Here is a 23,896-nt window from a genome sequence, read left to right as displayed (position 1 = left end):
TCAAGATGGCCAACCCGCACGTGATCCTGCGCGGCATGGTGTTCCTTGGCAAGAACGTCGAAATCCATTCCACCCCCGACCTGTCCCGCCTCGAGATCGGGCGCTGGGTGCACATCGGTGACGGCAACGCGATCCGCTGCCACGAAGGCTCGCTGCGCATCGGCGACAAGGTCGTCTTCGGCAAGGACAACGTCGTCAACACGTACCTCGACATCGAAATCGGTGCGTCGACGCTCGTAGCCGACTGGTGCTACATCTGCGACTTCGACCACCGCATGGACGACATCAACACACCGATCAAGGACCAGGGCATCGTCAAGGGCCCCGTCCGTATCGGCCCGGACACGTGGGTGGCAGCGAAGGTCACCGTGCTGCGAAATACCCGCGTCGGACGCGGTTGTGTCCTCGGGGCGCACGCCGTCGTCAAAGGCGACATCCCGGACTACAGCATCGCGGTCGGCTCGCCCGCGAAGGCGGTCAAGAACCGCAAGTCCGATTGGGAAGCCGGCGCTGCCGATCGTGCAAAGTACATCGCGGCGCTCGAGGACATCGCACGCAAGAAGGCTGCTGCGGACGCTGCCGACGCGTCGTCGACGTCGTAGCTCACTTTTTGGCAGAACCAGCGATTACTTTCGGCGCCGCCACCGGTCTGTATCGGTATCGGCGCCGAAAGTCTGCGCCGGTGAAAGGAGTGCCGACATGAGCGAACAGACACCCGAATGGGTCGTGGCGCAGCGCCGCGAACTGGTGGGATTTCTCGAAGGCCTGAGCACGGAGCAGTGGAACGCGCCGACCCTGTGCGAGGGGTGGCGGGTCCGCGAAGTGATCGCGCACATCACCATGCCCTACCGATACTCGGCGCCGCGATTCGTCGTGGAAATGGTCAAGTCACGCGGAAACTTCAACAAGATGTCGAATCGGCGAGCGCTCGCCGACGCGTCGGAAGTCGGTGAGCAACAACTGCTTGCCTCGCTTCGCGACAACGTCGCACACCCGTGGAAGCCGCCAGGCGGCGGCTTCGAGGGTGCGCTCTCGCACGACGTGATCCACGGTCAGGACATTCGCGTGGCACTCGGCGACGATTACGTGGTGCCCGAAGACCGGCTCACTCGTGTGCTCAGCGGACTCTCGCCCAAAACCGTGAAGTATTTCGGAACTGACCTCGACGGCGCTCGGCTGCGCGCCGACGACCGAGACTGGACGTACGGTGCCGGCGCCGAGGTTCACGGGGCGGCGCAGGATCTCCTGCTCGTGCTGTGCGGCCGGATGCTGCCACCAGGCCATCTGCTCGGGGATGCGAGTTCTCGTTTCACCGCGCCACTCCCGACCCCCTGAGATCAGCACAAAGCGAGCTCAGCGACCGGGCAGCGGACGCTCGGGGATCTGCGGACGGGCCAACGGCTGTCGCACCCGACGCTTCGCGCCCGCGTAGACGTGAGCAGTCTCCTCGGCGACCTGATGCCAGTCGAAGTCCGATGTCAGGCGTGCGCGGGCGGCCACTGCCCGTTCCTGTGCCCCGGCGGGATCGTCGAGTACCTCGCGGACAGCCGAGGTGAGCCCGGCGATGTCGCCCGGTTGGAAGGACATCCCCGTCACCCCGTCGACGACGGCTTCGCCCAGTCCGCCTGCGGTGGACGTGATCAGCGGAGTGCCGGCCGCCGCCGCTTCGAGGGCGATGATCCCGAACGGCTCGTAGCGCGACGGCAGGACGATGGCGTCCGCTCCGTGCAGCCAGCTGAGCAGTTCCGTGTGATCGAGGTTGCCGAGAAAGTCCACCGCCCGCGCGACGCGATGCGTGCGTGCCTGTTGGTAGAGCCAGGTGAACTGGGTGCCTTCGCCCGCGATCGCGAGGGTCGTGCCGGGGTGGCTACGACGGATTCGGGGGAGTGCTGCGATGGCGTCCTGCACGCCCTTCTCGTATTCCAGGCGGCCGACGAAGAGGAGTTTCGGTGGTCCGGATCGCGGTCCACGTTCGCGAAAGTTCCACGTGGTCACGTCGATTCCGTTGCGGATGACGGTGATCGGCGGCAGCGTCGGGCCGTAGAGCTCGGTCACTTCTTCCTGCATGGACGCCGAACAAGTTATGAGAGAGTCGGATTCGTTTGCCAGCCACCACTCGACGGAGTGGACCTGGCGGTTGATGCGTCCGGAGATCCAGCCGCTGTGGCGACCCGCCTCGGTGGCGTGAAGTGTGGAAACCAGTGGGACATCATAGAATTCGGCCAGGGCGATCGCCGGATGTGCGACCAGCCAGTCGTGCGCGTGCACGACGTCGGGCTGCCAGCCCTCGCCCACTCCTGGCTTGTGCAGCGCCATCCCGGCCCGGACCATCGCGTGACCCATCGCGAGGGTCCACGCGAGCATGTCCTCGCCGAAGACGAAGTGTGCGGGGTCCTCGGCCACTGCGACGACAAGGACGCCCTCGGAAATGTGCGTGATCGTCGGGTGCGTCGACGCATCCGTTCCGGAGGGGCGACGCGAGAGAACAACGACCTCGTGGCCTGCAGCAGCCAACTCGGTGGCGAGATGGTGGACGTGTCGGCCGAGGCCGCCGACAACGACCGGGGGGTACTCCCACGAGACGATGAGAATTTTCACGACGGACTCAGTTCTGTGTCAGGTAGACGGCGAGCATCCAGTCCCGGGAACAACCCGTCGGCGCGATTCCAGCCTTCGGCGAGTCGCACGGCGACGGCATCGCGGCCGGAAACCAGCGCTTCGGAGATTTCCCTGGTCGCATGGGCGTGCTTGTGCGCACGTTCGCGGGCGTACCCCGCGGCCGAATCCTTGCTCACCATGAATGCCCAATCGCTCGAAACTGTCATCAGTGTCTCGCGAAGTACCTGATCGTTGACCCGGTTTCGCAGTTCCGGTCGGCCGGGTGCGTTGTCGCGTCCGCGAGACTTGTCCACGGTGCCGAGCGCGGTCTCCACCACTTCGGAGTTCAGTTGCACCAGGTCGGACACCTGATCGCCGGCCCAGACACGCCAGTCCTTACCCGATCCCCAGGACGAATCCTCGAGTTGAACGGGTTCGCCGACGTATCCCGATGCCTTGGCGTCGGCGAGGGTGCCGACGCGAATTCCGGCCTCGGGAAGCGCGCGCAGGAGTTTTTCGAGCCACTGCGGACCTTCGTGCCACCAGTGCCCGAACAGTTCGGTGTCGAAAGCTGCGACCACCAGGGCGTCGCGGCCGATGCGGGTGGATTCACTGCGCAGACGCGCCCGAACGGTTTCGACGAAGTCGGCAACATGCTTGTCGACGGCGGCCGCAGCGAGTTCGGGGTCGTACGGCAACTTGTCGGCGGAGTCGACGGTCCGTCCGGTGACCCGCGACGGCTTGAGACCCGTCTCGTGGTCGTAGGTGTGGAAGTCGCGGTAGGCGGCGTGACCCGGATATCCGGACTTGGGGGACCAGACGCGGTAGCTGACCTGCAGGTCGCGGCCGAATGCGACCACGTCGGATTCTCGAACCGGGCGGCCGAGGGATGTGTCGCCGCGCAAGGCGGGGCCGTCGACCATGAAGTGGGTGACGCCCGCTTCGGCGTACCCGCGCTCCATGCCCGGGGTGTACCCGCACTCGGGTCCCCAGATCCCGGTCGGAGTGTGATTCCACCGGGCATGCGCGTCGGCGAGACCTTCGCGGAGGGAGAACGCCCGCAAGCGAGGATCGAGCAGCGGTTGGAACGGGTGGGCCAGCGGCCCGCCGAGAAGCTCGAAGGCCTCGCGATCGATGAGGTCGCGGAACACCGGTGAGGCGCCGTGCTGCCAGTGAGTCTCGAAATCTGCGAGAGCGGCAGCTGACGCCCGGTGTTCGCGCGCGCCGAGTTCGCGGTGCGCCGCGTCCGGCATGCCGGCAGCCTCGTGGGCGCGGATCTGCCAGTTGCCGAGCCAGTGATGCATCCCGGCGAGGCAGTGGGGATCGTCCAACTGGGCCGCGAGTACGGGCGTGATTCCCAGCGTCAGCAGGTGCGATCGGCCCTCGTCGGCCAGGCGTCGTAGCGCGGCGGCGAGCGGAATGTACGACGCAGCCCAGGACTGGTAGATCCATTCCTCGCCGACTGGCCATCTGCCGTGGTTGGCGAGCCACGGCAGATGGGAGTGCAGAACCAGGGCGAACATCCCCGGTTCGGTGACGGGTGTTGCGTTACTCACTCGCCGGTTTCCTTCACGGCAATAGCGACGAGGTCGAGGCTGTCGTCGATGTCGGGTTCGCTGATGCTGAAGTCGTCGACGGTGATGCCCTCGACGTCGCGGGTGAGATCTTCGGGCCAGGGCTCACCGGCCAACGCGCGGTCGATCTGCGCGTTGATGAACGATCCGCCGTGCTTGGCGTCGAGTTCCTTCAGGCGCGAACCGTGGTGGACGCCGGTCATCAACTGAACGCGGAATCCGGCGTCTTCGAGCAATTCGGTCATTTCGGAGGCGTTGAGCTCACGAGTGTGGAAAGGGTTGAGCGGCGTGTCGCGGCCGGGGGAGAAGGTGATCCGGTTGGGGGTGCTGATGAGAAGTTCACCGCCGGGAGCGAGAACTCGGAAGCATTCGCGTAGGAACTGACCCTGATCCCACAGGTGCTCGATCACCTGGAAATTGACGACGACGTCAACCGAGTTGTCCGCCAGTGGAAGCTCGGCGAGGTTGCCGTGGAGCATCTCGACGCGGGGGTAGCGGGCACGGACGTGCTCGACCGCGGAGATGTCGTAGTCGAGGCCGGTAACCTTTGTTGCGACGTCCGCAATCATGTTGGCGCCGTAGCCTTCTCCAGAACCGGCCTCGAGGACTCGGCGGTCCGTGCAGCGCTCCAGAAGTGCGCGGTACACCACTTCGTGGCGTCGGAACCAGTAGTTCTCCTCGGGGATTCCTGGCACGGTTCGTTCGCCCGTCAAGGGCAGGGGTGCGTCCTCGTGGTTGCTGACACTCGTTTCACTCACCCGTGCGAGATTAGTGCCATCCGAGTAGAACGTGTTCGCCGTGGTCCAGATCACTGCTGTCAATTCCTGTTCGTGCCGTTATGGTGGACGAGGTTCCACGTTAAGTTACCCACCGGTAACTTAACGTGGGGTAATCTAACGCACAGCCGACGTGAACCGAGAAATTCGCCCGTGGGGAGACCTGTCGGACTCTCTTTTCGGACGCTCGGACTGCGCGAGCACCACAGACGATTTATCAGGTGAATTACACACAGGAGGTCGACGAAGACCCATGACGAATATCGTTGTTTTGATCAAGCAGGTCCCCGACACATGGTCCGAGCGCAAGCTGACCGACGGCGACTACACGCTTGACCGTGAAGCCGCCGACGCAGTCCTCGACGAGATCAACGAGCGCTCCGTCGAAGAAGCACTCCTCATCAAGGAAGCTCAGGGCGGTGAGGTAACGGTGCTGTCCGCAGGTCCCGACCGCGCCACCGACGCTATCCGCAAGGCTCTGTCGATGGGCGCCGACAAGGCCGTCCACATCAACGACCCGGCACTGCACGGCTCCGACGCGATCCAGACCGCATGGACGCTCGCTGCTGCTCTCGGCCAGATCACCTTCGAGAACGACGAGCCTGCCGACCTGATCATCGCCGGCAACGAGGCCACCGACGGCCGCGTCGGCGCTGTTCCGGCCATCATCGCCGAGTACCTGGGCATCCCGCAGCTCACGCAGCTGCGCAAGGTCGTCGTCGCCGACGGCAAGATCACCGGTGAGCGCGAGACCGACGAGGGCGTCTTCGGCCTCGAGGCTTCGCTGCCCGCGATCGTCTCGGTCACCGAGAAGATCAACGAGCCGCGCTTCCCGTCCTTCAAGGGCATCATGGCCGCGAAGAAGAAGGAAGTTCTCGTCTACACGCTGGCCGACCTCGGAGTCGACCCGGAGACCGTCGGAGTTGCCAACGCAGGCACCACCGTGACGTCCTCCACCCCGAAGCCCCCCCGTACCGCTGGTGAGCGCATCGCCGACGAGGGAGACGGTGGCACCAAGATTGCCGCTTACCTCGTCAGCAACAAGGTCATCTGATCGCGCCCTTCTAGACATCCAGCAGAAGAACTCAGGGAGAGTTAAGTCATGGCAGAAGTACTTGTGCTCGTAGAGCACGCAGAGGGTGCGCTGAAGAAGGTCAGCACCGAACTCATCACCGCTGCACGCGCACTCGGTGAGCCGTCGGCAGTTGTCGCCGGCCCCGCGGGCACCGCAGCAAAGCTCGCCGACGCTCTGGCAGCAGCCGGAGCCGAGAAGATCTACGTCGCCGAGTCCGACGACATCGACGGCTACCTCGTCACCCCCAAGGTCGACGTTCTCGCCGCTCTGGTCGAGTCCACCAGCCCGGCAGCAGTCATCACCGCAGCCGGCACCGAGGGCAAAGAGGTTGCCGGTCGTCTGGCCGCACGTCTGGGCTCCGGATTGCTGACCGACGTCATCGAGATCAAGGCTGACGGCACCGGCGTCCACTCCATCTTCGGTGGCGCGTTCACCGTCGAAGCCAAGGCCAACGGCGACGTTCCCGTCTACTCGGTTCGTCCGGGTGCAGTCGAGGCTGCTCCGCAGGCCGGCGCAGGCGAGCAGATCACCGTCGAGGTTCCGGCTCAGGACGAGAGTGCCGTCAAGGTCACCTCGCGTGAGCCCATCGTCGGCGGCGACCGCCCGGAGCTCACCGAGGCGTCGGTTGTCGTCTCCGGTGGACGTGGTGTCGGCAGCGCGGACAAGTTCTCCGTCGTCGAAGAGCTGGCCGACTCCCTCGGCGCTGCAGTCGGTGCTTCGCGTGCCGCTGTGGACTCGGGTTACTACCCCGGACAGTTCCAGGTCGGTCAGACCGGTAAGACGGTCTCGCCGCAGCTGTACATCGCGCTCGGCATTTCCGGTGCCATCCAGCACCGCGCCGGCATGCAGACGTCCAAGACCATCGTCGCGGTCAACAAGGACGAAGAGGCACCCATCTTCGAGATCGCCGACTTCGGCATCGTGGGCGACCTGTTCAACGTCGCACCGCAGCTCACCGAAGCTGTGAAGTCCCACAAGGGCTGAAAAGCACAAACTGCTGTGCGCCTTTATCAACCCCCCGCGGTTGATAAAGGCGCACAGTGCTTTATTCACCCGGGCTGCATCGGCATGTCACTTCGTCGATACCGAGACGCCGTTCGCGCTCGATAAACCTTGCGCATGACAATTACGTCAGTCCTTCGCTCCGCGAGTGACAATCTCGGCCGTGAGGTCGCCCAGCCGAGATATTCCCTGATCGTCTCCTCCGACCGCGAGCATCGTGTCGCAGCGCAGCGCCTTCGATACCGAGTGTTCGCCTCCGAGCCAGGCTTCTCCCTCCCGGCCTCGGCCGGGGTGTTCGAACTCGACGCCGACGCCTTCGACGAATTCTGTGATCATCTTCTCGTTCGCGACAACATCACCGAGGAGTACGTCGGCTGCTACCGAATGCTGCCGCCGGATTCCGCTGCGGCGGCGGGTGGGTATTACACCGCAACCGAATTCGACATCTCCGCGCTCGATCCGGTGTCGAACAGGATCGTCGAAATGGGTCGCGCGTGCGTCGATCCCGCGCACCGCACCGGATCCGTCCTGAGCCTGATGTGGTCGGGCATCCTGCACTATCTCGAATTGACCGGATACGAGTGGGTGATGGGCTGCGTCTCCGTGCCCGTCTTGCCTAGCCCCGATTCAATTGCCGGCGCCGATGTCCGCGGCGTCCGTGACTTCGTGATGAACAAGCACGCCAGTCCGGGGTCGCGGCGGGTGATCCCACGAAACCCGGTGGTCCTCGGGGGTCTGACGCTCGACGAGATCGCCGCACCGGAACGCGTGACGATGCCGCCGTTGCTCCGTGGTTACTTGCGGATGGGCGCGATGATCTGCGGGGAGCCCGCCCACGATCCCGAGTTCGGCGTGGCCGATTTTGTTGCACTGCAAGGCCTTCACTCCGCCAACAAGCGCTACCTCGAACGGCTGCGATCGGCGGCCGCCGCACACGAGTCGGGGATCGGCTGATGACCGCGGCGGTGCCGTACTGGGTGCCGACGAGCCCCTGCGGCGACGGGTGCCTACCCGCGGACGCACCCGGTGTGTCGAGTATCACCGTTATGGCCCGCGGGGTCATGGTCGGTGCCGCACTGGTGACTGCGCCTGTGCTTTCGGCCGGCTGGCTGCTCCCGCGCACCTGGCGTACTGAGATGCAACGCGGATACTCGCGCGCGTTGCTGCGGTGTCTGGGGATGAAGCTGACGGTCGACGATCAGCGGTTGGGGCGCGCGGAACCTGACGGGGTCATGGTTGTCGCCGGTCACGTGTCCTGGACCGACGTCCTCGTCGCGAGCGCCGTTGCTCCGGCCAACTTCGTCGCCCGCGCCGACCTGCTCGACTGGGCAGTGCTCGGCGGTCTCGCGCGCCGGATGCGCGTCGTCCCCATCGACCGCGCTCGCCTGCGTGAACTCCCCGGAACCGTCGACGTCGTTCGCGAACGCCTGCAGCGAGGTGTCCGGGTGATGGTGTTCCCCGAGGGAACGACCTGGTGCGGGCGGGCGTACGGCGGTTTTCGTCCGGCGATGTTCCAAGCAGCCGTCGACGCCGAATGCCCGGTTCAGCCGATGGCGATCCGCTACGAGAACGCCGACGGTTCCCTGTGCACCGGACCCTGCTTTGTCGGCACCGAAACGATCGGTCAGTCCATCCGTCGGATCCTGCGTCAGAAGAACGTCGAGGTGAAGGTCAGGCTGGCTCCGCTCGAGGAGGCAGGGGAGTGTCGAGCCGATCTCGCGCAGCGATGCGAGAGAGCCGTACGCGGCGTCGACATCATCGATCTGGCAGCTCACGACATCTTCGACCCCGCACCGGAACTCGTGACACAAGCCGTGGGACAAATCGATCCTTCCCCGGCGATGAGCGCTTAGCCTGCTGAGCGAGGCTGGTCGAACTCTCGTGCTGGGCTATCCTTGTCAAGCCATGACTCTGCCTGCACACAGTGCCCACGCCGGATTTCCGGTGTACCTCGATCATGCCGCCACGACTCCGATGTCGGCAGCCGCTATCGAGGCGATGACCGATACCTTCAAAACCGTGGGCAACGCGTCCTCGCTGCACGGCTCCGGCCGTGCGGCCCGGCGCCGCGTCGAGGAATCGCGCGAATCGATCGCCGCCAGCCTGGGTGCGCGGCCGTCGGAGGTCATCTTCACCTCCGGAGGCACCGAGAGCGACAATCTCGCGGTCAAGGGCATCTACTGGGCTCGCCGTGACGCAGACCCGCGACGCACTCGCATCCTTGCCAGCTCCGTCGAGCATCATGCTGTGCTCGACGCCGTCGAGTGGCTCGAGCAGCACGAGGGCGCGCGCGTGACGTGGTTGCCGGTCGACGAGAACGGTGTCGTCGACCCGCAGACCTTGCGTGACGAGCTTTCCGTCCACGCCGACGAGGTAGCACTCGTGACGGTGATGTGGGCCAACAACGAGGTCGGCTCGATCATGCCGATCGTGGAGTTGGCGGAGATTTCGGCTGAGTTCGAGATTCCGATGCACAGCGACGCGGTTCAGGCCGTTGCGCAATTGCCGGTCGATTTCGCGGCGAGCAAGTTGTCCGCGCTGAGCATCGCGGCGCACAAGTTCGGTGGTCCGCACGGCGTCGGCGCACTGCTGCTCGGACGCCAGGTTCCGTGTGTGCCGCTCCTTCACGGCGGCGGACACGAACGTGATCTGCGTTCGGGCACTCCGGATACTGCGGGCGTTGTCGGGATGGCTGCGGCGCTGCGCGCAAACGTCGAGAACTTCGATTCCAGCACAAGGGAATTGGCGCAGTTGCGTGACCGTTTGATCGACGGAGTCCTGGAGATTCTTCCCGAGTCGGTGCTCAACGGCCCGACCGGATCCGATCGGCTTCCCGGTAACGCGCACTTCACCTTCCCCGGCTGCGAGGGCGATTCGTTGCTGATGCTGCTCGACGCCGCCGGTATCGAATGTTCCACCGGTTCGGCCTGCACCGCCGGTGTGGCCAGAGCCAGCCATGTCTTGATCGCGATGGGCGTCGAATCGCCCGTCGCGCGTGGCTCACTGAGATTTTCGCTCGGACATACGTCGAGTGTCACCGATGTGGACGCGCTCATCGCTGCGCTTCCACAAGTAGTAGAGCGCGCTCGGGCCGCCGGTCTTGCCGGTGCCGGTTCGCGTGGAGGGGATCGCTGATGCGAGTACTCGCAGCCATGAGCGGAGGTGTCGACTCCGCTGTCGCCGCCGCCCGCGCTGTCGCCGCCGGACACGACGTCGTCGGCGTTCATCTTGCGTTGTCCACGGCGCCGGGCGCATTGCGGACGGGTTCGCGTGGATGCTGCTCGAAGGAAGATGCCGGCGACGCCAGGCGCGCCGCCGACGTTCTCGGAATACCCTTCTACGTCTGGGATTTCGCCGATCGCTTCAAGGAAGACGTGATCGACGACTTCGTGGCGTCGTACGCAGCGGGTGAGACCCCCAATCCGTGCCTGCGCTGCAACGAGAAGATCAAGTTCACCGCACTCGCCGACCGTGCGGTCGCTCTCGGCTTCGACGCCGTGGCGACCGGTCACTACGCGCGCCTCGAAGACGGCGTCCTGCGCCGGGCGGTCGACGCTGACAAGGACCAGTCGTATGTCCTCGGTGTGCTGACGGCTGAGCAGCTTTCGCGAGCGATGTTCCCGATCGGTGACACACCGAAAGAACAGATCCGCGAGGAAGCCGCCGAGCGCGGTCTGGCTGTGGCGAACAAGCCTGACAGTCACGACATCTGCTTCATCCCGACCGGCGACACACGAGCATTCCTGGGTGCGCGCATCGGCGTTCGTCCGGGAAGCGTCGTCGACGCCGATTCGGGTGAAGTCCTCGCTGCACACGACGGCGTACACGGCTTCACGATCGGACAGCGCAAGGGTCTCGGCGTCGAAGGTCCGGCGGGTGACGGCCGTCCGCGGTACGTGACCGCGATCGAGCCCGAAACCGGAACGGTCCGAGTGGGTTCGGCCAAGAATCTCGACGTCTGGGCCATCTCGGCGCAGCGTGCGATCTGGACCTCGGGCCAGGCGCCGGAGGGCCCCGTCGAATGCATGGTGCAGGTTCGTGCGCACGGCGGACTGGCGCAGGCCGTTGCGGAGGCCGTCGACGACGGTACTTCAAGCGGCGGTATCTCGATCTCGTTGCGCGAACCACTGACCGGCGTCGCAAAGGGACAGGCCGTCGTGTTGTATCGCCCCGACCGCGAACTGGGTGACCAGGTCCTCGGCAGTGGCACCATCTCGGGTACCGAATCCGAGCCGAACACACTGTGACGCAGCAGGTTTCCATCGGTGGTCTCGTCACCGGAATCGGATCCTGGCCGGGCACGGATGCCCGCGAAAGTGCCGCAACCATCCTCGGCGAGCTGGGTGGTTTCCCGCATCTGGTGGAGTTGCCGAGCCGCGGACTCGGCGCTGACATGGTCGGCCGGGCGGGGGCAATTCTGGTCGATATCAACCTCGACGCCTCGACCCGTGCCTATCGAGTCGTGCCTCGGAGGGGCAATGTCGCGAAGCGAGCCGAGGACTTTCTGAATCAGGATCTCGACGCGCTCGAGGAAGCCTGGGAGTCAGCGCGCTTGGTCGGCGAAGACCACGTCGTCAAGCTCCAAGTCGCCGGCCCGCTGACACTCGGCGCCGAGATCGAAGTCGCAAACGGTTCGCGAGTTCTCGTCGACCGCGGTGCGCTCCGCGACGTCGCAGAATCACTCGGTGAGGGTCTCGCGCGTCATGCGGCCGAGGTCACTCGCCGCACCGGCGCCGCAGTGGTGATCCAGTTGGACGAGCCGCAGATCGCGGCAGTTCTGGCCGGTTCGCTGCCTGGGCGCACCAAGATGGAGAGCGTTCCGGCACTGCCGGAACCCGAGGCACTCGCCGTACTCGACTCGACGATCAGCGGTTGCGGACTGCCCACAATCGTCCACAGTTGCGGCACAGACATGCCGTGGGATCTACTGAGGCGAAGCCAGGCGTTCGGCGTGAGCTTCGACATGTCGCTCATCGGCTCACGCGATCTCGACGGTATCGGCCAGTTGTTCGACGCCGGCAAGGAATTGGCGCTCGGTCTGGTTCCGTCCGTGGAGCCGGAAAAGCCGGTGACGTGGAAAGAGTGTGCGATGCCCGCCGTCACACTGGTAGATCGTCTCGGCTTCTCTCGTGAACTCCTGCAGACCCAGGTCGCGGTCACTCCGCGTTGCGGTCTTTCGGGTGCGAACCTCGACTGGGCTCGTGCCGCCCTTCGGCTGTGTACAGACGTCGGCAAGGCATTGGTGGACGATCCGTCGGCGTTCTAGTGTGTGCGTTCCGATGTGGAGTCGTGTGGTGTGTCGGTGTGAACCGATAATCTTCTAGCTGTGACTGAAACCGCGGATGCAATGCAGCCAGCGCCCAACGAGGCGCGCGAGCAGTGGACGGAGCTGGCCGAAGAGGTACGCCAGCATCAGTTCCGCTACTACGTTCGTGATGCGCCCGTCATTTCGGACGGTGCATTCGACACATTGCTCGGGCAGCTCAATGCTCTCGAAGAGCAGTACCCGGATCTGCGAACTCCCGACTCTCCGACGCAACTCGTCGGTGGCGGATTCGCGACGGACTTCACGTCCGTCGACCACCTCGAGCGGATGCTCAGCCTCGACAACGTCTTCGACGAGTCGGAGCTCCGAGCATGGATCGCCAAGGTAGAGCAGGAAACCGGGCCGGAACTGCACTATCTCTGTGAAGTGAAAATCGATGGTGTCGCCCTCAATCTCGTCTACGAGAACGGCAAACTCGTTCGTGCCGCAACCCGCGGTGACGGTCGTACTGGCGAGCTGGTCACGCTCAACGCTCTGACGATCAACGACATCCCGGAGCGCCTTACCGCCACGGACGAGTACCCGATTCCGAGCCTGCTCGAGGTGCGTGGCGAGGTGTTCTTCCGCCTCGAGGACTTCGCAGCACTCAATGCCTCCCTGGTGGAGGAGGGGAAGGCGCCGTTCGCCAATCCGCGCAACTCCGCGGCGGGCTCCCTGCGTCAGAAGAATCCTGCCGTCACCGCGCGTCGCCGCCTCGGAATGATCTGCCACGGGTTCGGGCGCATGGAAGGTTTCGAGCCGGCCTCGCAGTACGACGCCTACGTGGCCCTCGCCGCCTGGGGTCTGCCGGTGTCCACGCACACCTCACGGGTGGTCGGCGCCGACGCCGTGGTCGAGAAGATGAAGTACTGGGGAGAGCACCGCCACGACGTCGAGCACGAGATCGACGGATTGGTGGTCAAGGTAGACGAGATGTCGTTACATCGACGTCTGGGCACCACGTCGCGCGCACCACGGTGGGCTATCGCGTACAAGTACCCGCCGGAAGAGGTCACGACCAAGCTCCTCGACATCCGGGTCAGTGTCGGACGTACGGGTCGTGTGACGCCGTTCGCGTACATGGAACCCGTCACGGTGGCGGGTTCCACTGTGTCCTTGGCCACGCTGCACAACGGCTCGGAGGTCAAGCGCAAGGGTGTGCTGATCGGCGACACCGTGGTGTTGCGCAAGGCCGGAGACGTCATCCCCGAGGTTCTCGGTCCCGTGGCAGACGTTCGTGACGGTACCGAGCGCGAGTTCGTCATGCCGACGCATTGTCCCGAGTGCGGCACGTTGTTGGCACCCGCGAAAGAGGGCGACGTCGACGTGCGATGCCCCAATCAGCAGTACTGCCCGGCGCAGTTGCGCGAGCGCGTGTTCCACGTCTCGGGGCGCGGTGCATTCGACATCGAGGTGCTCGGTTACGAGGCCGCGACCGGGCTGTTGGAGGCGAAGGTCATCGGCGACGAGGGCGATCTCTTCTCACTCGACGCCGAGAAACTGATCGAAGTTCCGATCTTCCGCACCAATGCGGGATCCCTGTCCGCCAACGGAAAACGCTTGCTGGCCAACCTGGATTCGGCAAAGGACAAGCCGCTGTGGAGAGTGCTTGTGGCACTGTCGATTCGGCACGTCGGCCCCACTGCCGCGAGGGCGTTGGCCGGCGAATTCGGCTCGCTGCAACGCATTCGGGAAGCCTCGGTCGACGAGTTGGCTGCAGTCGACGGCGTCGGATCGACTATCGCCGCCGCCGTCGTGGAGTGGTTCTCCGTCGACTGGCACCAGCAGATCGTCGACAAGTGGGCGTCGGCCGGAGTACGCATGGAGGACGAACGCGACGATTCGATTCCGCGCAATCTCGAGGGCCTCTCGATCGTCGTCACCGGTTCGCTCGAGACCTACTCACGTGATCAGGCGAAGGAAGCGATTCTGGTGCGCGGCGGCAAGGCGGCAGGGTCGGTCTCGAAGAAGACTGCGTTTGTCGTCGTCGGTGAAGCGCCCGGTTCCAAGCACGACAAGGCGGTCGAATTGGGTGTGCCGGTGCTCGACGAAGACGGCTTCCGGCGGTTGCTCGAAGATGGCCCGGATGCGGTCGCTCCCACCGATTTGGACGAACCAGAGTGACTTTGTCCGATTTCTGAGATTGGTGTGCTGGGTGCGATAGTGACGCCATGATCGAGATTCGTGAAGTTCTACCGGCTGAGTTCGAGACCGTCGGGGAGCTGACTGTGCAGTCGTACGTGGGTGGCGGATTTGTCGCCGGCGGATCGCCGTACGCGGAGCGCCTGCGAGACACCGCAACTCGGGTGGAGCAGGGCCGGGTGCTGGTTGCGGTTCTCGGTGACGAAGTCGTGGGCTCGTTGACGATCGCAGAACCCGGCACGCCCTTCGCGGATGTTGCGCAGAAGGGCGAACTCGAGTTCCGCATGCTCGCAGTCTCGCCGCAAGCTCGGGGATCGGGCGCCGGAACCGCATTGGTTCGCGCAGTGATCGCTGAAGCCTACGACCGCGGCGATCACTCGGTGGTCATCTCGACGCAGCCCGAGATGGTCGATGCCCGTCGTATCTACGACCGCAACGGTTTCGTCCCCGATCCCGAGCGGGCGTGGGAGCCGATTCGCGGTATGGAACTGACCGTCATGGTTCGCGGCCTGGCCTGATCAGCCGGCCTGGTCAACCCAGTACCGTCGCCACGATTCCTGCGAGGTAGCCGAGGCGGGCTATCTCCGAAGGGCGGAATTCGGGCCCACCGGGACGACCGAGCATGAGGACTCGATTGCCGGAGCCGAGAGGTGCGGCAGCGAGGCTGGTGTTCATGTCGCGCCATACGTCCGGAACCCAGTCGGCCTCGCCATCGAGGGCGGTGGGCTTGTCCAGTGGCATCCACGGAATGTCGGTGGCGTGGGTTTCCGGCGCGCCGGCGCTACCGACGACGCGGTACGCACCGTGCTTGCCGATGTCCGCGACGACGCACCAGCCGACTCGCAGTACACGCGGCGCGCCGTCGACGAGGACCTGTAGTCGATCGTTTCGGGCCGTCGCAACGGAATCTATGAGTTCGAGCTCACGGTGAGTGTCGAGAATCCCGGCGTAGGGACGGATCGAATCGACCAGCACGTCCGGTAGATGCTCGGCAGCGGTGATCAAGGTGTCGGGCAGCGCGCCCGGTTCGACGTCGACCACGAGGTCGTCGATGGCAAAACCGTCACCTCGTTCCACGACGTCGAGGGAGAGGATGTCTGCGCCCACGGATCCGAGAGCTACGGCGAGCGCGCCGAGGCTGCCGGGTCGATCGGGCAGTTGGACGCGAAGCAGGTACGACACGTGCGTGCCTTTCGCTGATCGGTTCTCGCCCGGATCACGTCGACCCGGGCCTGACTCATCTTTGCACTTGCCCAACCTGCGATGGTGGGCGCCGCGGCGGCGTCACGCCAGATGCACATGCTTGTCACACGAGCGAAACACACTGCGGGCTTTCGGCGTGGCGATCGACACAGTGAGCGTGCTCGTCGTTCGATACAGCGGGCGTGCTTACAGGTCTGTCGCGGCGAGCAACTAGGCTGGACCGGCAATGTTCACGTCCTCTTCCGAAAGGGGCCCCGCGGTGCCTGCCATCTCCCGTGACGAGGTCGCGCACCTCGCGCGGCTGTCCAGACTCGCCCTGTCCGATGCCGAACTCGACGAGTTCGCCGGTCAGTTGGATTCGATTCTCAACCACGTCAAGGTGGTCACCGAGGTTGCGGCCGACGACGTCCCGCCCATGGCGAATCCCAATGCCGTCACCAACGTGACGCGCCCCGACGTGATCGTGCCCGGGCTGACCCCCGAGCAGGCATTGTCCGGAGCACCCGCAGTCGAACAGGATCGCTTTGCGGTTCCGCAGATCCTTGGAGAGGGCGAATGACCGATCTGACCACGCTGGACGCCGCTGAGCTGGCCGGCAAGATCCACTCGCGTGAGGTGTCCTCCGTAGAGGTCACGCAGGCGCATCTCGACCGCATCGCGGCCGTCGACACCGAGTACCACGCCTTCCTGCACGTTGCCGGCGAACAGGCTCTCGAAGCCGCCGCAGCAGTGGACAACTCGCTCGCAGGCGGAAACGAACCCGCTTCGGCACTCGCCGGCGTTCCGATCGCGTTGAAGGACATCTTCACCACGACGGACATGCCGACCACCTGTGCGTCGAAAATTCTCGAAGGCTGGGTTGCACCGTACGACGCGACTCTGACGTCCAAGCTGCGCGCTGCCGGCATCCCGATCCTCGGCAAGACGAACCTCGACGAGTTCGCGATGGGCTCTTCGACCGAGAACTCGGCCTTCGGTCCGACGCGTAACCCGTGGGATGTCACCCGCATCCCCGGCGGATCCGGTGGTGGTAGCGCTGCGGCGCTCGCGTCCCGTCAGGCCCCGCTGGCCATCGGCACTGACACCGGCGGTTCGATCCGTCAGCCCGCTGCGGTCACCGCGACGGTCGGAACCAAGCCGACGTACGGAACTGTCTCACGCTTCGGGCTCGTCGCGTGCGCCTCCTCGCTCGATCAGGGCGGTCCCTGTGGTCGCACCGTGCTCGACACCGCTCTACTGCACGAGGTCATCGCCGGGCACGATCCGCGTGACTCCACGTCCATCGACGCCCCCGTGCGTCCGGTGGTCGCTGCGGCACGTGAAGGTGCAGCCGGCGACCTGCGCGGCGTCAAAGTCGGTGTGGTCAAGGAACTTCACTCCGACAGCTACCAGCCCGGCGTCATCGTTTCCTTCGACGCTGCCGTCGAGCAACTCAAGGCTTTGGGTGCCGAAGTTGTCGAGGTCTCGTGCCCGAGCTTCGAGCATGCGCTCGCGTCGTACTACCTGGTGCTGCCCAGCGAGGTCTCGTCCAACCTGGCTCGCTTCGACGCCATGCGCTACGGACTGCGTGTCGACGACGGCAACATGAGTGCCGACCAGGTCATGGCGGCAACCCGCGCCGCGGGTTTCGGTCCGGAGGTCAAGCGCCGCATCATGATCGGTACTTACGCACTGTCCTCGGGCTACTACGACGCCTACTACGGTTCGGCGCTCAAGGTCCGTACGCTCATCGCGCGCGATTTCGACAAGGCCTACGAGAAGGTGGACGTACTGGTCTCGCCGACCAGCCCGTTCACGCCGTGGAAGTTGGGGGAGAAGGTCGGCGATCCGTTGGCCATGTACCTCTCGGACCTGTGCACGTTGCCGACCAACCTGGCCGGACACTGCGCGATGTCGGTCCCATCGGGTCTGTCCGCGGACGACAACCTGCCGGTGGGATTGCAGATCATGGCGCCCGCCATGGCTGACGAGCGCCTCTACCGTGTCGGTGCGGCCTACGAAGCTGCACGCGGCCCGATCGCGACTGCAGTCTGACCTGTTTGCTGTGCGCCTTTATTAACCCCCCGCGGTTAATAAAGGCGCACAGCAGTTTCAGGAGCAAGTCCTCAGGGCCGTCCCCTGATCGGTTCCGTAGCGATGGCCGTGACCGGCGGGGACACCGAGCGAACCGAGCATGTCGACGGTGGTCTGCAAGAACGTGACACCCGGGATCCACTGCGGGATCGGGCCGTCCTGCACGGCACGGCTGAGATCCGGTTTCTGTGTCGCGAGGGCAGGCGACCACCACACCACCGGGTCGGAAGTGTTCGCGAGGACGGTTGCGCCGTCCGTTCGTGTCGCGCCGGCCGGGGGACCGGCCCACAACACGTCGCACGGGGCGGTGGGACTGACCCCTGACAATGCCTCGGTCAGTGCAGCGCTGCCGCCGACGGCGCCGAGGCTCTGTCCGTAGAGGAACAATTCCGGTCGATCCTCGGCGGGCATCGCGGCAATGTGGCTGCCGACAGCCGTGAACAGAGCGGTGGCTGATTTTTCGGCATCGTCGCGGCTGAACAGGAATGTCGCCCAGCTGGGTGCGTCGGAGTATTGCTGCCCGACTATTGCGACGTCGCCGCCGAACCGTTGCTCGATACCGTCGACTGCATGCGTGTCGATCCACCCCGATCCGGTCGGAACGGCCACTACGACGCTGTTGCGGGCAAAGCCGCCGACGCGATCGAATTCGCTCACCGCGAGAGCGGCACGTGATGCAGTGTCGGGTGCCGAATCCAAACCGGCGTAGACACGCACCGAGTCTTCGCCTGCTGCGACGAATTTGCGTCCCTCCGCCCCCATCGACGTCCACGAGATGAGAGATTCGGGGCTGCCTGACACAGAGGCCGAAAGTGGCTGTGTCAGAGCAGTGTCGATGTACGCGTTGGACTTGTCGAACGAATCGGCGAGGCCGTTCCACACGACGGGACCGACTACCAACTGCACCCCGAGAACACCCATGACCAGTGCGCCGACGCTCCGCGCGAAACCCATCCACCGCAGCGCCTTCGAAATTCCGATCCCGATGCCCCAGAGACCAAGCGCGGTCAGTGCTGCAATGCAACCCGCCTCCGCCCAGTGGAGAAGTCCGGCAGACGGTGCGCCCATCGCCGCTCGCAACGAGTTCTGCCAACCGGCGGCGGCGAACATCGCAACTGCGGTGCCGGCAGTCGACAACCCGAACGCGGTGATGCGCCAATGACGTTCGTCGAATCGGGCCTTGACCCGGTCGGGGACGAGCCGACGGGCTACCGCGGAGAACGCCCACATCGCCAGTAGTCCGGCCGCGACGAGCAGACCGCTGAACACCCCTTGTAGTACGGCTGATCGCGGCAGGAGTCCGGGAGCCAGCGAGATGGCGGACATCGCTGCCACGGCGACGCTCGTGGACACGCGGGGGAGTGCGAGCGCCCCGACTCGGGCGAGGACGGGGGTCCGTGACGCATTCAGAACGCTCATGCTGCAATCGCTTTCGGGGAGAAGGAGAACTCGTTCGACGGATCGAGGCGCCGCGATCGCATCAGGGTGAAGCCCAAGGCGGAAACTGCCAGAACACCGGCCGTGCCGTAACCGAATCCCGATTCCGTGACCGGCGTCAGATAGCTTTGGCGCCAAGAATTTCCGTTCACAGCCGTGACGGCTACATCGGCCATCGCGAAGCAATACCCTCGTGAGAGAAAGGACGTGCGGTCTTCACACGCGGCATGCATTCGCTGGTCGAGCTGACCGTCGAGGACCTGACGTGCCCACGGCCCCAGTTCCGTTCCGTGCGAATGCGCGTAGCGGAGTAGGTCGTAGCCGAGATCGTGCGCTTTGCAGGCCGAGTCGAATTCGTCGGGAAGTGGGACCGGCGACGAGCAGTCGCCGTGGGGATTGGCGAGGTATCCGTCGACGACGGCGGGGGTGTAACCGGCGAATGCCGCAAAGTCCGCCGGGATGGTGGTCGCAGCGTCAGCGGCATCCGCAGTAGTCACGGTGGCGATCGCCCTGGATGCGTTCGAATTCTCGGTGCGCGGCGACTGGGCTCCGCTCGCTCCGGCAGTGACAGTGATCGCTGCCGTTGCAGCCAGCGCCAGGGCAGCCCAGGTGCCGGCGCTTCGAGAGAGGTCTTTCACCCGTGTGATCCGCATGCCGTTCACGCTATGAACGGACAATCCTGACGGTCATCGCTCTGTGGAGGGGTTCTCCGACGCGCATTCGGGTGAGAATTCCCTCCCCTGTGATACCTCGGAGGTAGGGGGATCTCACTCTGCAGTATGAGGACTTTCGGGGTTCGCCTTCATAGGCTTGACGAGTGATCAAGGTCCGTAGGAAGAACAAGGGTGCACCGGATGTGCCCGCGCCGACATACGCCACCGCCGGGTCGATGCTGTCCGGCCTCGACGGGGCGGTCGTTCATTCGGAGAAAGTGCGCCGGGCAACCAGTTTCGTGGCCCGCGGTCAGTTCTGGAACATCGTCGTCGTAGCGATCACTCTGATCCTCTATTCGATTGCCTGGCCGACACTGCAACTGACGCATCATGTTTCGCCGCCGATCATGCCCTTCGTCGCCGCGTTGGCTGCATTTCCGTTCGTCCTGATCCGGATCAACGCTCCGTTGGGGTGGGCGGTGTCGGCGGTCTCGGCGTTGATCATCCCGTTGGTGTTCGACAACACTCCCGGTTACGACTACCCGTGGCAGGTCGTCCACATCATCGTGCTGATGTCGTTGCTGGCCGCAGTGAGTCTGCGGGCGCCCATTCAGGTTGTCGGTGTCGCCTGGATCGCCACAGTGCTGCTCTTTCTCGGCAACGCCCCGGGAAGCGACGGCGCCGGTTGGGCTGTCGGGCTGAGTGCCCTGGTCGTCTTCTGCCTGTTGATCCGCTGGTTGGTTCTCTCGCGCCGCCAGTTGGCCAAGCAGGAGGAAGTCAGTGAACTCGAACGCACTCGACGCACGATCCTCGAGGAGAAGGCGCGGATCGCCCGCGACTTGCACGACATCGTGGCCCACCACATGTCGATGGTGGTCGTGCAAGCTCAGAGTGCGCCGTACAGACTCGATGCAGTCACTCCGGAGATCCGAACCGAATTCGAATCGATAAGTGAGACAGGGCGAGCAGCGCTCAACGAGATCCGCGGCCTCCTCGGAGTCCTGCGCAGCGACGGGGACACCGTGGTGAAGGCTCCACAACCGGGCGTCGACCAGTTGGACGAACTGTTGCTCGGCAGTACCCGTGCCGGTTTGCCGGTATCGTGGCGAGTCGACGGTGATCGAGCGTCGGTCTCGGAATCCACGGGCCTTGCGCTCTACCGGATCATTCAGGAGTCGATCACCAACGCGGCCAGGCATTCGCCAGGCGGACCCATCGAGGTCGCCGTGGCCTTCGGTCCGCAATCGGTGAGCGCGCTCGTGAACAACGGACCTTCGCCATTGGGTGGCAATCAGCACTCGGCGTCGGAAACCACTGGTGGCAACGGAATCCGCGGAATGCGAGAGCGGGCTTCGGCGGTGGGCGGCATGCTGCTGGCAAACCGGCGACAGGACGGAGGGTTCGAGGTCCGGGCCGAGTTGCCGTCGATGCCCGCCTAGGCTGTCCGAGTGCCCATCACAGTATTCATCGCAGACGACCAGGCGATGGTTCGACAAGGGTTCGGAGCCCTACTCTCCGCCCAGTCCGACATCAGCGTGATCGGCGATGCGCCGGACGGCAAGATCGCCGTCGCCGAGGTCGCGCGATTGCGTCCGGACGTGGTGTTGATGGATGTTCGTATGCCCGAGATGAACGGACTCGACGCTGCCCGCCAGATTCTGTCCGCCGGATGGGAACCGCCGGTGCGAGTCCTCATGCTCACCACTTTCGACATCGACGACTACGTCTACGAGGCCCTGAGCGTCGGAGCGAGCGGGTTCATGCTCAAGGACGCGCCGGCTGAGGAGCTGATTCGGGCGGTACGCGTCGTTGCCGAAGGGCAGGCCTTGCTGGCGCCGACGGTGACGCGTCGCCTGATTGCCGATGTGACCAGCCGGCGGGCCGCCCCGCGCGCACGGCCCGCAGCGCTCGATGCGCTGACCCCACGTGAGCGTGAGGTCCTCGAGCTGATCGCCCGCGGATTGTCCAACGTCGAGATCGCCGAGCGGCTGTTCGTCGCCGAGCAGACCGTCAAGACCCATGTCGGGAAGGTGCTGTCGAAGCTCGATCTGCGCGATCGTGCCCAGGCAGTCGTGTTGGCGTACGAAAGCGGGCTCGTCACGCCAGGTTAGTGATCCCGTACGGCGCGGCGTTGCGGCTCGGCAACGCCGCTATCCTGCGGCAATACGGTGACTGGGGGAAGATGGACACCAAGATCCACAATCCGGTCACGAGAGGTGCTGCACTATGCGAATCGGAATCCTCACGGGCGGCGGCGACTGCCCGGGCTTGAACGCGGTCATCCGCGCCGTCGTACGTACGTCGGCCGGTCGTTACGGCAGTACCGTGGTCGGATTCCGGGACGGCTGGCGAGGATTGCTCGAAGACCGCAAGGTCCCGCTCGACTCCGATGACCGCATCAACCGCATCCTCACCCGCGGCGGCACGATCCTCGGCACCGCTCGCGTGAACCCCGACAAACTCCGTGCGGGCCTCGATCAGATCAAGCAGACTCTCGACGACAACGGGATCGACGTCCTGATTCCGATCGGCGGCGAAGGCACACTCACCGCGGCCAGTTGGCTTTCCGAGAGCGGCGTACCCGTGATCGGTGTGCCCAAGACGATCGACAACGACATCGATTGCACTGACGTGACTTTCGGTTTCGACACCGCCTTGGCTGTCGCCACCGACGCCATCGACAGGCTCCATACCACGGCCGAATCGCACCAGCGCGTCATGCTCGTCGAGGTCATGGGCCGGCATGCGGGCTGGATCGCGCTGCAGGCCGGACTGGCGTCGGGGGCACACCTCACGCTGGTTCCGGAACAGCCGTTCGACGTCGACGAGGTGTGCGCGATGGTCAAGAAGCGCTTCCAGCGTGGCGACTCCCACTTCATCTGCGTCGTGGCCGAAGGTGCGATGCCCGATCCCACGTCGATGACTCTGCGCGAAGGTGGCATAGACGAGTTCGGTCACAAGATCTTCACCGGTGTCGCGCAGCAGCTCGGAAACGAGATCGAGCGCCGCATCGGCAAGGAAGTTCGCACCACCGTCCTCGGGCACATTCAGCGCGGTGGCACCCCGACACCGCACGACCGCATCCTCGCCACTCGCTTCGGCGTTCATGCCACCGACGCAGCTCACCGCGGAGATTTCGGTCAGATGGTCGCGTTGCACGGAACGTCCATCGACCTCGTTCCGCTCGCCGAGGCGACCCGCAAACTCAAGACGGTGCCCAAGGAGCGCTACGAGGAGGCAGCCGCATTCTTCGGCTGAGCCGCAGACGCATAAACTGATCACCATGACTGCTGTCGATGCGCCCGACATCCTCGATTACGACGAAGTACTGACCAAGTACGAGCCTGTGATGGGTATGGAGGTGCACGTAGAACTCGGCACCGCGACCAAGATGTTCTGCCCGTGCCCCACCGAGTTCGGTGCCGAACCCAATACCCAGGTGTGCCCGGTCTGTCTGGGCCTGCCCGGTTCATTGCCAGTGGTGAACGCAGCCGCTGTCGAGTCCGCGATCCGGATCGGTCTTGCGCTGAACTGCTCCATCACGCCGTGGGGCCGGTTCGCACGCAAGAACTACTTCTACCCGGATCAGCCGAAGAACTACCAGATTTCCCAGTACGACGAGCCGATCGCAACCGAGGGATACCTCGACGTGATCCTCGACGACGGCACGACGTGGCGCGTCGAGATCGAGCGCGCCCACATGGAAGAGGACACCGGTAAGTCCCTCCACGTGGGTGGCGCTACCGGTCGTATCCACGGTGCCAGCCATTCGCTGCTCGACTACAACCGTGCGGGCGTTCCCTTGGTGGAGATCGTCACCAAGACCATCCACGGTGCCGGTGAGCGCGCCCCCGAGGTTGCTCGCGCGTACGTCACGGCGCTTCGTGATCTGCTGAAGTCCCTCGACGTCTCCGACGTCCGCATGGACCAGGGATCGATGCGCTGCGACGCCAACATCTCCCTCATGCCGATCGGTTCCACCGAACTGGGGACCCGCACCGAGACCAAGAACGTCAACTCCCTCAAGAGCGTCGAGGTCGCAGTTCGCTACGAAATGC

23 protein-coding genes are annotated in these 23,896 nt (G+C 64.8%); 17 read left to right on the top strand and 6 right to left on the bottom strand.

Annotated features, from left to right (window positions below):
* Positions 1-602: acyltransferase (locus ACYP01_RS25240; RefSeq protein WP_459682994.1), on the top strand; the 602-nt coding region annotated here is incomplete at its 5' end.
* Between the two features lie 97 nt (positions 603-699).
* Entirely contained in the window at positions 700-1,335 is a 636-nt protein-coding gene (locus tag ACYP01_RS25235) for a maleylpyruvate isomerase family mycothiol-dependent enzyme (RefSeq protein ID WP_054782442.1), read from the top strand.
* A gap of 18 nt (positions 1,336-1,353) precedes the next feature.
* Here ACYP01_RS25235 and ACYP01_RS25230 read toward each other — a convergent pair whose 3' ends face one another.
* Genes ACYP01_RS25230 through ACYP01_RS25220 form a run of 3 tightly spaced genes read right to left on the bottom strand, consistent with a single transcriptional unit; the run spans position 1,354 to position 4,930 of the window.
* Positions 1,354-2,598 carry a glycosyltransferase family 4 protein gene (locus ACYP01_RS25230; RefSeq protein ID WP_003944732.1) on the bottom strand — a complete coding sequence of 415 codons (1,245 nt, stop codon included), beginning with the start codon at positions 2,596-2,598 and terminating at the stop codon, positions 1,354-1,356.
* Entirely contained in the window at positions 2,595-4,121 is a 1,527-nt protein-coding gene (locus ACYP01_RS25225) for a 1,4-alpha-glucan branching protein domain-containing protein (RefSeq protein ID WP_054187795.1), read from the bottom strand. Before ACYP01_RS25225 ends, ACYP01_RS25230 begins: the two co-directional genes overlap by 4 nt.
* Before the next feature lie 29 nt (positions 4,122-4,150).
* Positions 4,151-4,930 (bottom strand): class I SAM-dependent methyltransferase, encoded by a 780-nt coding sequence (locus ACYP01_RS25220; protein ID WP_042451468.1) that lies wholly within the window; start codon positions 4,928-4,930, stop codon positions 4,151-4,153.
* A 271-nt stretch (positions 4,931-5,201) separates the two neighbouring features.
* Here ACYP01_RS25220 and ACYP01_RS25215 point away from each other — a divergent pair, with 271 nt between their 5' ends.
* From ACYP01_RS25215 to ACYP01_RS25175, 9 genes are all read left to right on the top strand, one after another.
* Complete coding sequence (locus ACYP01_RS25215; RefSeq protein WP_019747906.1) at positions 5,202-6,002, top strand: electron transfer flavoprotein subunit beta/FixA family protein; 801 nt, start codon at positions 5,202-5,204, stop codon at positions 6,000-6,002.
* A 48-nt stretch (positions 6,003-6,050) separates the two neighbouring features.
* A complete protein-coding gene (locus tag ACYP01_RS25210; protein ID WP_003944698.1) occupies positions 6,051-7,007 on the top strand; it encodes an electron transfer flavoprotein subunit alpha/FixB family protein in 957 nt (318 codons plus the stop codon).
* Between the two features lie 135 nt (positions 7,008-7,142).
* Positions 7,143-7,979: a GNAT family N-acetyltransferase gene (locus ACYP01_RS25205; protein ID WP_064075199.1), complete on the top strand. Its 837-nt coding sequence runs from the start codon at positions 7,143-7,145 to the stop codon at positions 7,977-7,979.
* Complete coding sequence (locus tag ACYP01_RS25200; RefSeq protein ID WP_003944726.1) at positions 7,979-8,878, top strand: lysophospholipid acyltransferase family protein; 900 nt, start codon at positions 7,979-7,981, stop codon at positions 8,876-8,878. Before ACYP01_RS25205 ends, ACYP01_RS25200 begins: the two co-directional genes overlap by 1 nt.
* Positions 8,879-8,930: 52 nt before the next feature.
* Positions 8,931-10,160 carry a cysteine desulfurase family protein gene (locus ACYP01_RS25195; protein WP_019747909.1) on the top strand — a complete coding sequence of 410 codons (1,230 nt, stop codon included), beginning with the start codon at positions 8,931-8,933 and terminating at the stop codon, positions 10,158-10,160.
* Complete coding sequence (gene mnmA / locus ACYP01_RS25190; protein ID WP_042447455.1) at positions 10,160-11,272, top strand: tRNA 2-thiouridine(34) synthase MnmA; 1,113 nt, start codon at positions 10,160-10,162, stop codon at positions 11,270-11,272. The genes ACYP01_RS25195 and mnmA overlap by 1 nt, the downstream gene beginning before the upstream one ends.
* On the top strand, positions 11,269-12,291 hold the full coding sequence (locus tag ACYP01_RS25185; RefSeq protein WP_054828364.1) for a uroporphyrinogen decarboxylase/cobalamine-independent methonine synthase family protein: 1,023 nt from the start codon (positions 11,269-11,271) through the stop codon (positions 12,289-12,291). Before mnmA ends, ACYP01_RS25185 begins: the two co-directional genes overlap by 4 nt.
* Before the next feature lie 81 nt (positions 12,292-12,372).
* Positions 12,373-14,454: an NAD-dependent DNA ligase LigA gene (ligA, locus tag ACYP01_RS25180; protein ID WP_007729389.1), complete on the top strand. Its 2,082-nt coding sequence runs from the start codon at positions 12,373-12,375 to the stop codon at positions 14,452-14,454.
* 47 nt (positions 14,455-14,501) lie between these two features.
* Positions 14,502-14,990: a GNAT family N-acetyltransferase gene (locus tag ACYP01_RS25175; RefSeq protein ID WP_003944764.1), complete on the top strand. Its 489-nt coding sequence runs from the start codon at positions 14,502-14,504 to the stop codon at positions 14,988-14,990.
* A gap of 13 nt (positions 14,991-15,003) precedes the next feature.
* On the opposite strand, the gene ACYP01_RS25170 is transcribed toward ACYP01_RS25175, so the two are convergent.
* Positions 15,004-15,654 (bottom strand): ACT domain-containing protein, encoded by a 651-nt coding sequence (locus tag ACYP01_RS25170; protein ID WP_003944719.1) that lies wholly within the window; start codon positions 15,652-15,654, stop codon positions 15,004-15,006.
* Positions 15,655-15,934: 280 nt separating this feature from the next.
* On the opposite strand from ACYP01_RS25170, the gene gatC reads away from it, so the two are divergent.
* Positions 15,935-16,234, top strand: coding sequence for an Asp-tRNA(Asn)/Glu-tRNA(Gln) amidotransferase subunit GatC (gene gatC, locus ACYP01_RS25165; RefSeq protein ID WP_003944747.1), 300 nt, complete (start codon positions 15,935-15,937; stop codon positions 16,232-16,234).
* Entirely contained in the window at positions 16,231-17,709 is a 1,479-nt protein-coding gene (gatA, locus tag ACYP01_RS25160; RefSeq protein WP_459682987.1) for an Asp-tRNA(Asn)/Glu-tRNA(Gln) amidotransferase subunit GatA, read from the top strand. The genes gatC and gatA overlap by 4 nt, the downstream gene beginning before the upstream one ends.
* 57 nt (positions 17,710-17,766) lie before the next feature.
* Here gatA and ACYP01_RS25155 read toward each other — a convergent pair whose 3' ends face one another.
* Complete coding sequence (locus ACYP01_RS25155; RefSeq protein ID WP_459682985.1) at positions 17,767-19,167, bottom strand: alpha/beta-hydrolase family protein; 1,401 nt, start codon at positions 19,165-19,167, stop codon at positions 17,767-17,769.
* The gene (locus ACYP01_RS25150) at positions 19,164-19,838 is read right to left on the bottom strand and encodes a hypothetical protein (RefSeq protein WP_054831448.1); all 675 of its coding nucleotides are present in this window, start codon (positions 19,836-19,838) and stop codon (positions 19,164-19,166) included. Before ACYP01_RS25150 ends, ACYP01_RS25155 begins: the two co-directional genes overlap by 4 nt.
* A gap of 164 nt (positions 19,839-20,002) precedes the next feature.
* Between ACYP01_RS25150 and ACYP01_RS25145 the strand changes: the two genes are divergently transcribed.
* The 4 genes from ACYP01_RS25145 to gatB all read left to right on the top strand — a co-directional run.
* Positions 20,003-21,277, top strand: a complete 1,275-nt coding sequence (locus ACYP01_RS25145) for a sensor histidine kinase (protein ID WP_459682983.1) — start codon at positions 20,003-20,005, stop codon at positions 21,275-21,277.
* Positions 21,278-21,286: 9 nt separating this feature from the next.
* Positions 21,287-21,949: a response regulator gene (locus tag ACYP01_RS25140; protein ID WP_003944694.1), complete on the top strand. Its 663-nt coding sequence runs from the start codon at positions 21,287-21,289 to the stop codon at positions 21,947-21,949.
* A gap of 115 nt (positions 21,950-22,064) precedes the next feature.
* Positions 22,065-23,096: an ATP-dependent 6-phosphofructokinase gene (locus ACYP01_RS25135; protein ID WP_003944711.1), complete on the top strand. Its 1,032-nt coding sequence runs from the start codon at positions 22,065-22,067 to the stop codon at positions 23,094-23,096.
* 25 nt (positions 23,097-23,121) lie between these two features.
* Positions 23,122-23,896: Asp-tRNA(Asn)/Glu-tRNA(Gln) amidotransferase subunit GatB (gatB, locus tag ACYP01_RS25130; RefSeq protein ID WP_459682980.1), on the top strand; the 775-nt coding region annotated here is incomplete at its 3' end.

Source organism: Rhodococcus sp. no. 34 (assembly GCF_054589475.1).
The sequence above is the reverse complement of the archived record's forward strand: the minus strand, read 5'-3'. Positions and strand labels throughout refer to the sequence as shown.

Bases quoted from the DNA above. Each gene is read 5' to 3' on its own strand.
- ACYP01_RS25235 (WP_054782442.1), top strand. From the start codon at position 700: ATGAGCGAACAGACACCCGAATGGGTCGTGGCGCAGCGCCGCGAACTG.
- ACYP01_RS25225 (WP_054187795.1), bottom strand. From the start codon at position 4,121: ATGTTCGCCCTGGTTCTGCACTCCCATCTGCCGTGGCTCGCCAACCAC.
- ACYP01_RS25215 (WP_019747906.1), top strand. From the start codon at position 5,202: ATGACGAATATCGTTGTTTTGATCAAGCAGGTCCCCGACACATGGTCC.
- ACYP01_RS25210 (WP_003944698.1), top strand. From the start codon at position 6,051: ATGGCAGAAGTACTTGTGCTCGTAGAGCACGCAGAGGGTGCGCTGAAG.
- ACYP01_RS25205 (WP_064075199.1), top strand. From the start codon at position 7,143: ATGACAATTACGTCAGTCCTTCGCTCCGCGAGTGACAATCTCGGCCGT.
- ACYP01_RS25200 (WP_003944726.1), top strand. From the start codon at position 7,979: ATGACCGCGGCGGTGCCGTACTGGGTGCCGACGAGCCCCTGCGGCGAC.
- ACYP01_RS25195 (WP_019747909.1), top strand. From the start codon at position 8,931: ATGACTCTGCCTGCACACAGTGCCCACGCCGGATTTCCGGTGTACCTC.
- mnmA (WP_042447455.1), top strand. From the start codon at position 10,160: ATGCGAGTACTCGCAGCCATGAGCGGAGGTGTCGACTCCGCTGTCGCC.
- ligA (WP_007729389.1), top strand. From the start codon at position 12,373: ATGCAGCCAGCGCCCAACGAGGCGCGCGAGCAGTGGACGGAGCTGGCC.
- ACYP01_RS25175 (WP_003944764.1), top strand. From the start codon at position 14,502: ATGATCGAGATTCGTGAAGTTCTACCGGCTGAGTTCGAGACCGTCGGG.
- gatA (WP_459682987.1), top strand. From the start codon at position 16,231: ATGACCGATCTGACCACGCTGGACGCCGCTGAGCTGGCCGGCAAGATC.
- ACYP01_RS25155 (WP_459682985.1), bottom strand. From the start codon at position 19,167: ATGAGCGTTCTGAATGCGTCACGGACCCCCGTCCTCGCCCGAGTCGGG.
- ACYP01_RS25150 (WP_054831448.1), bottom strand. From the start codon at position 19,838: ATGCGGATCACACGGGTGAAAGACCTCTCTCGAAGCGCCGGCACCTGG.
- ACYP01_RS25135 (WP_003944711.1), top strand. From the start codon at position 22,065: ATGCGAATCGGAATCCTCACGGGCGGCGGCGACTGCCCGGGCTTGAAC.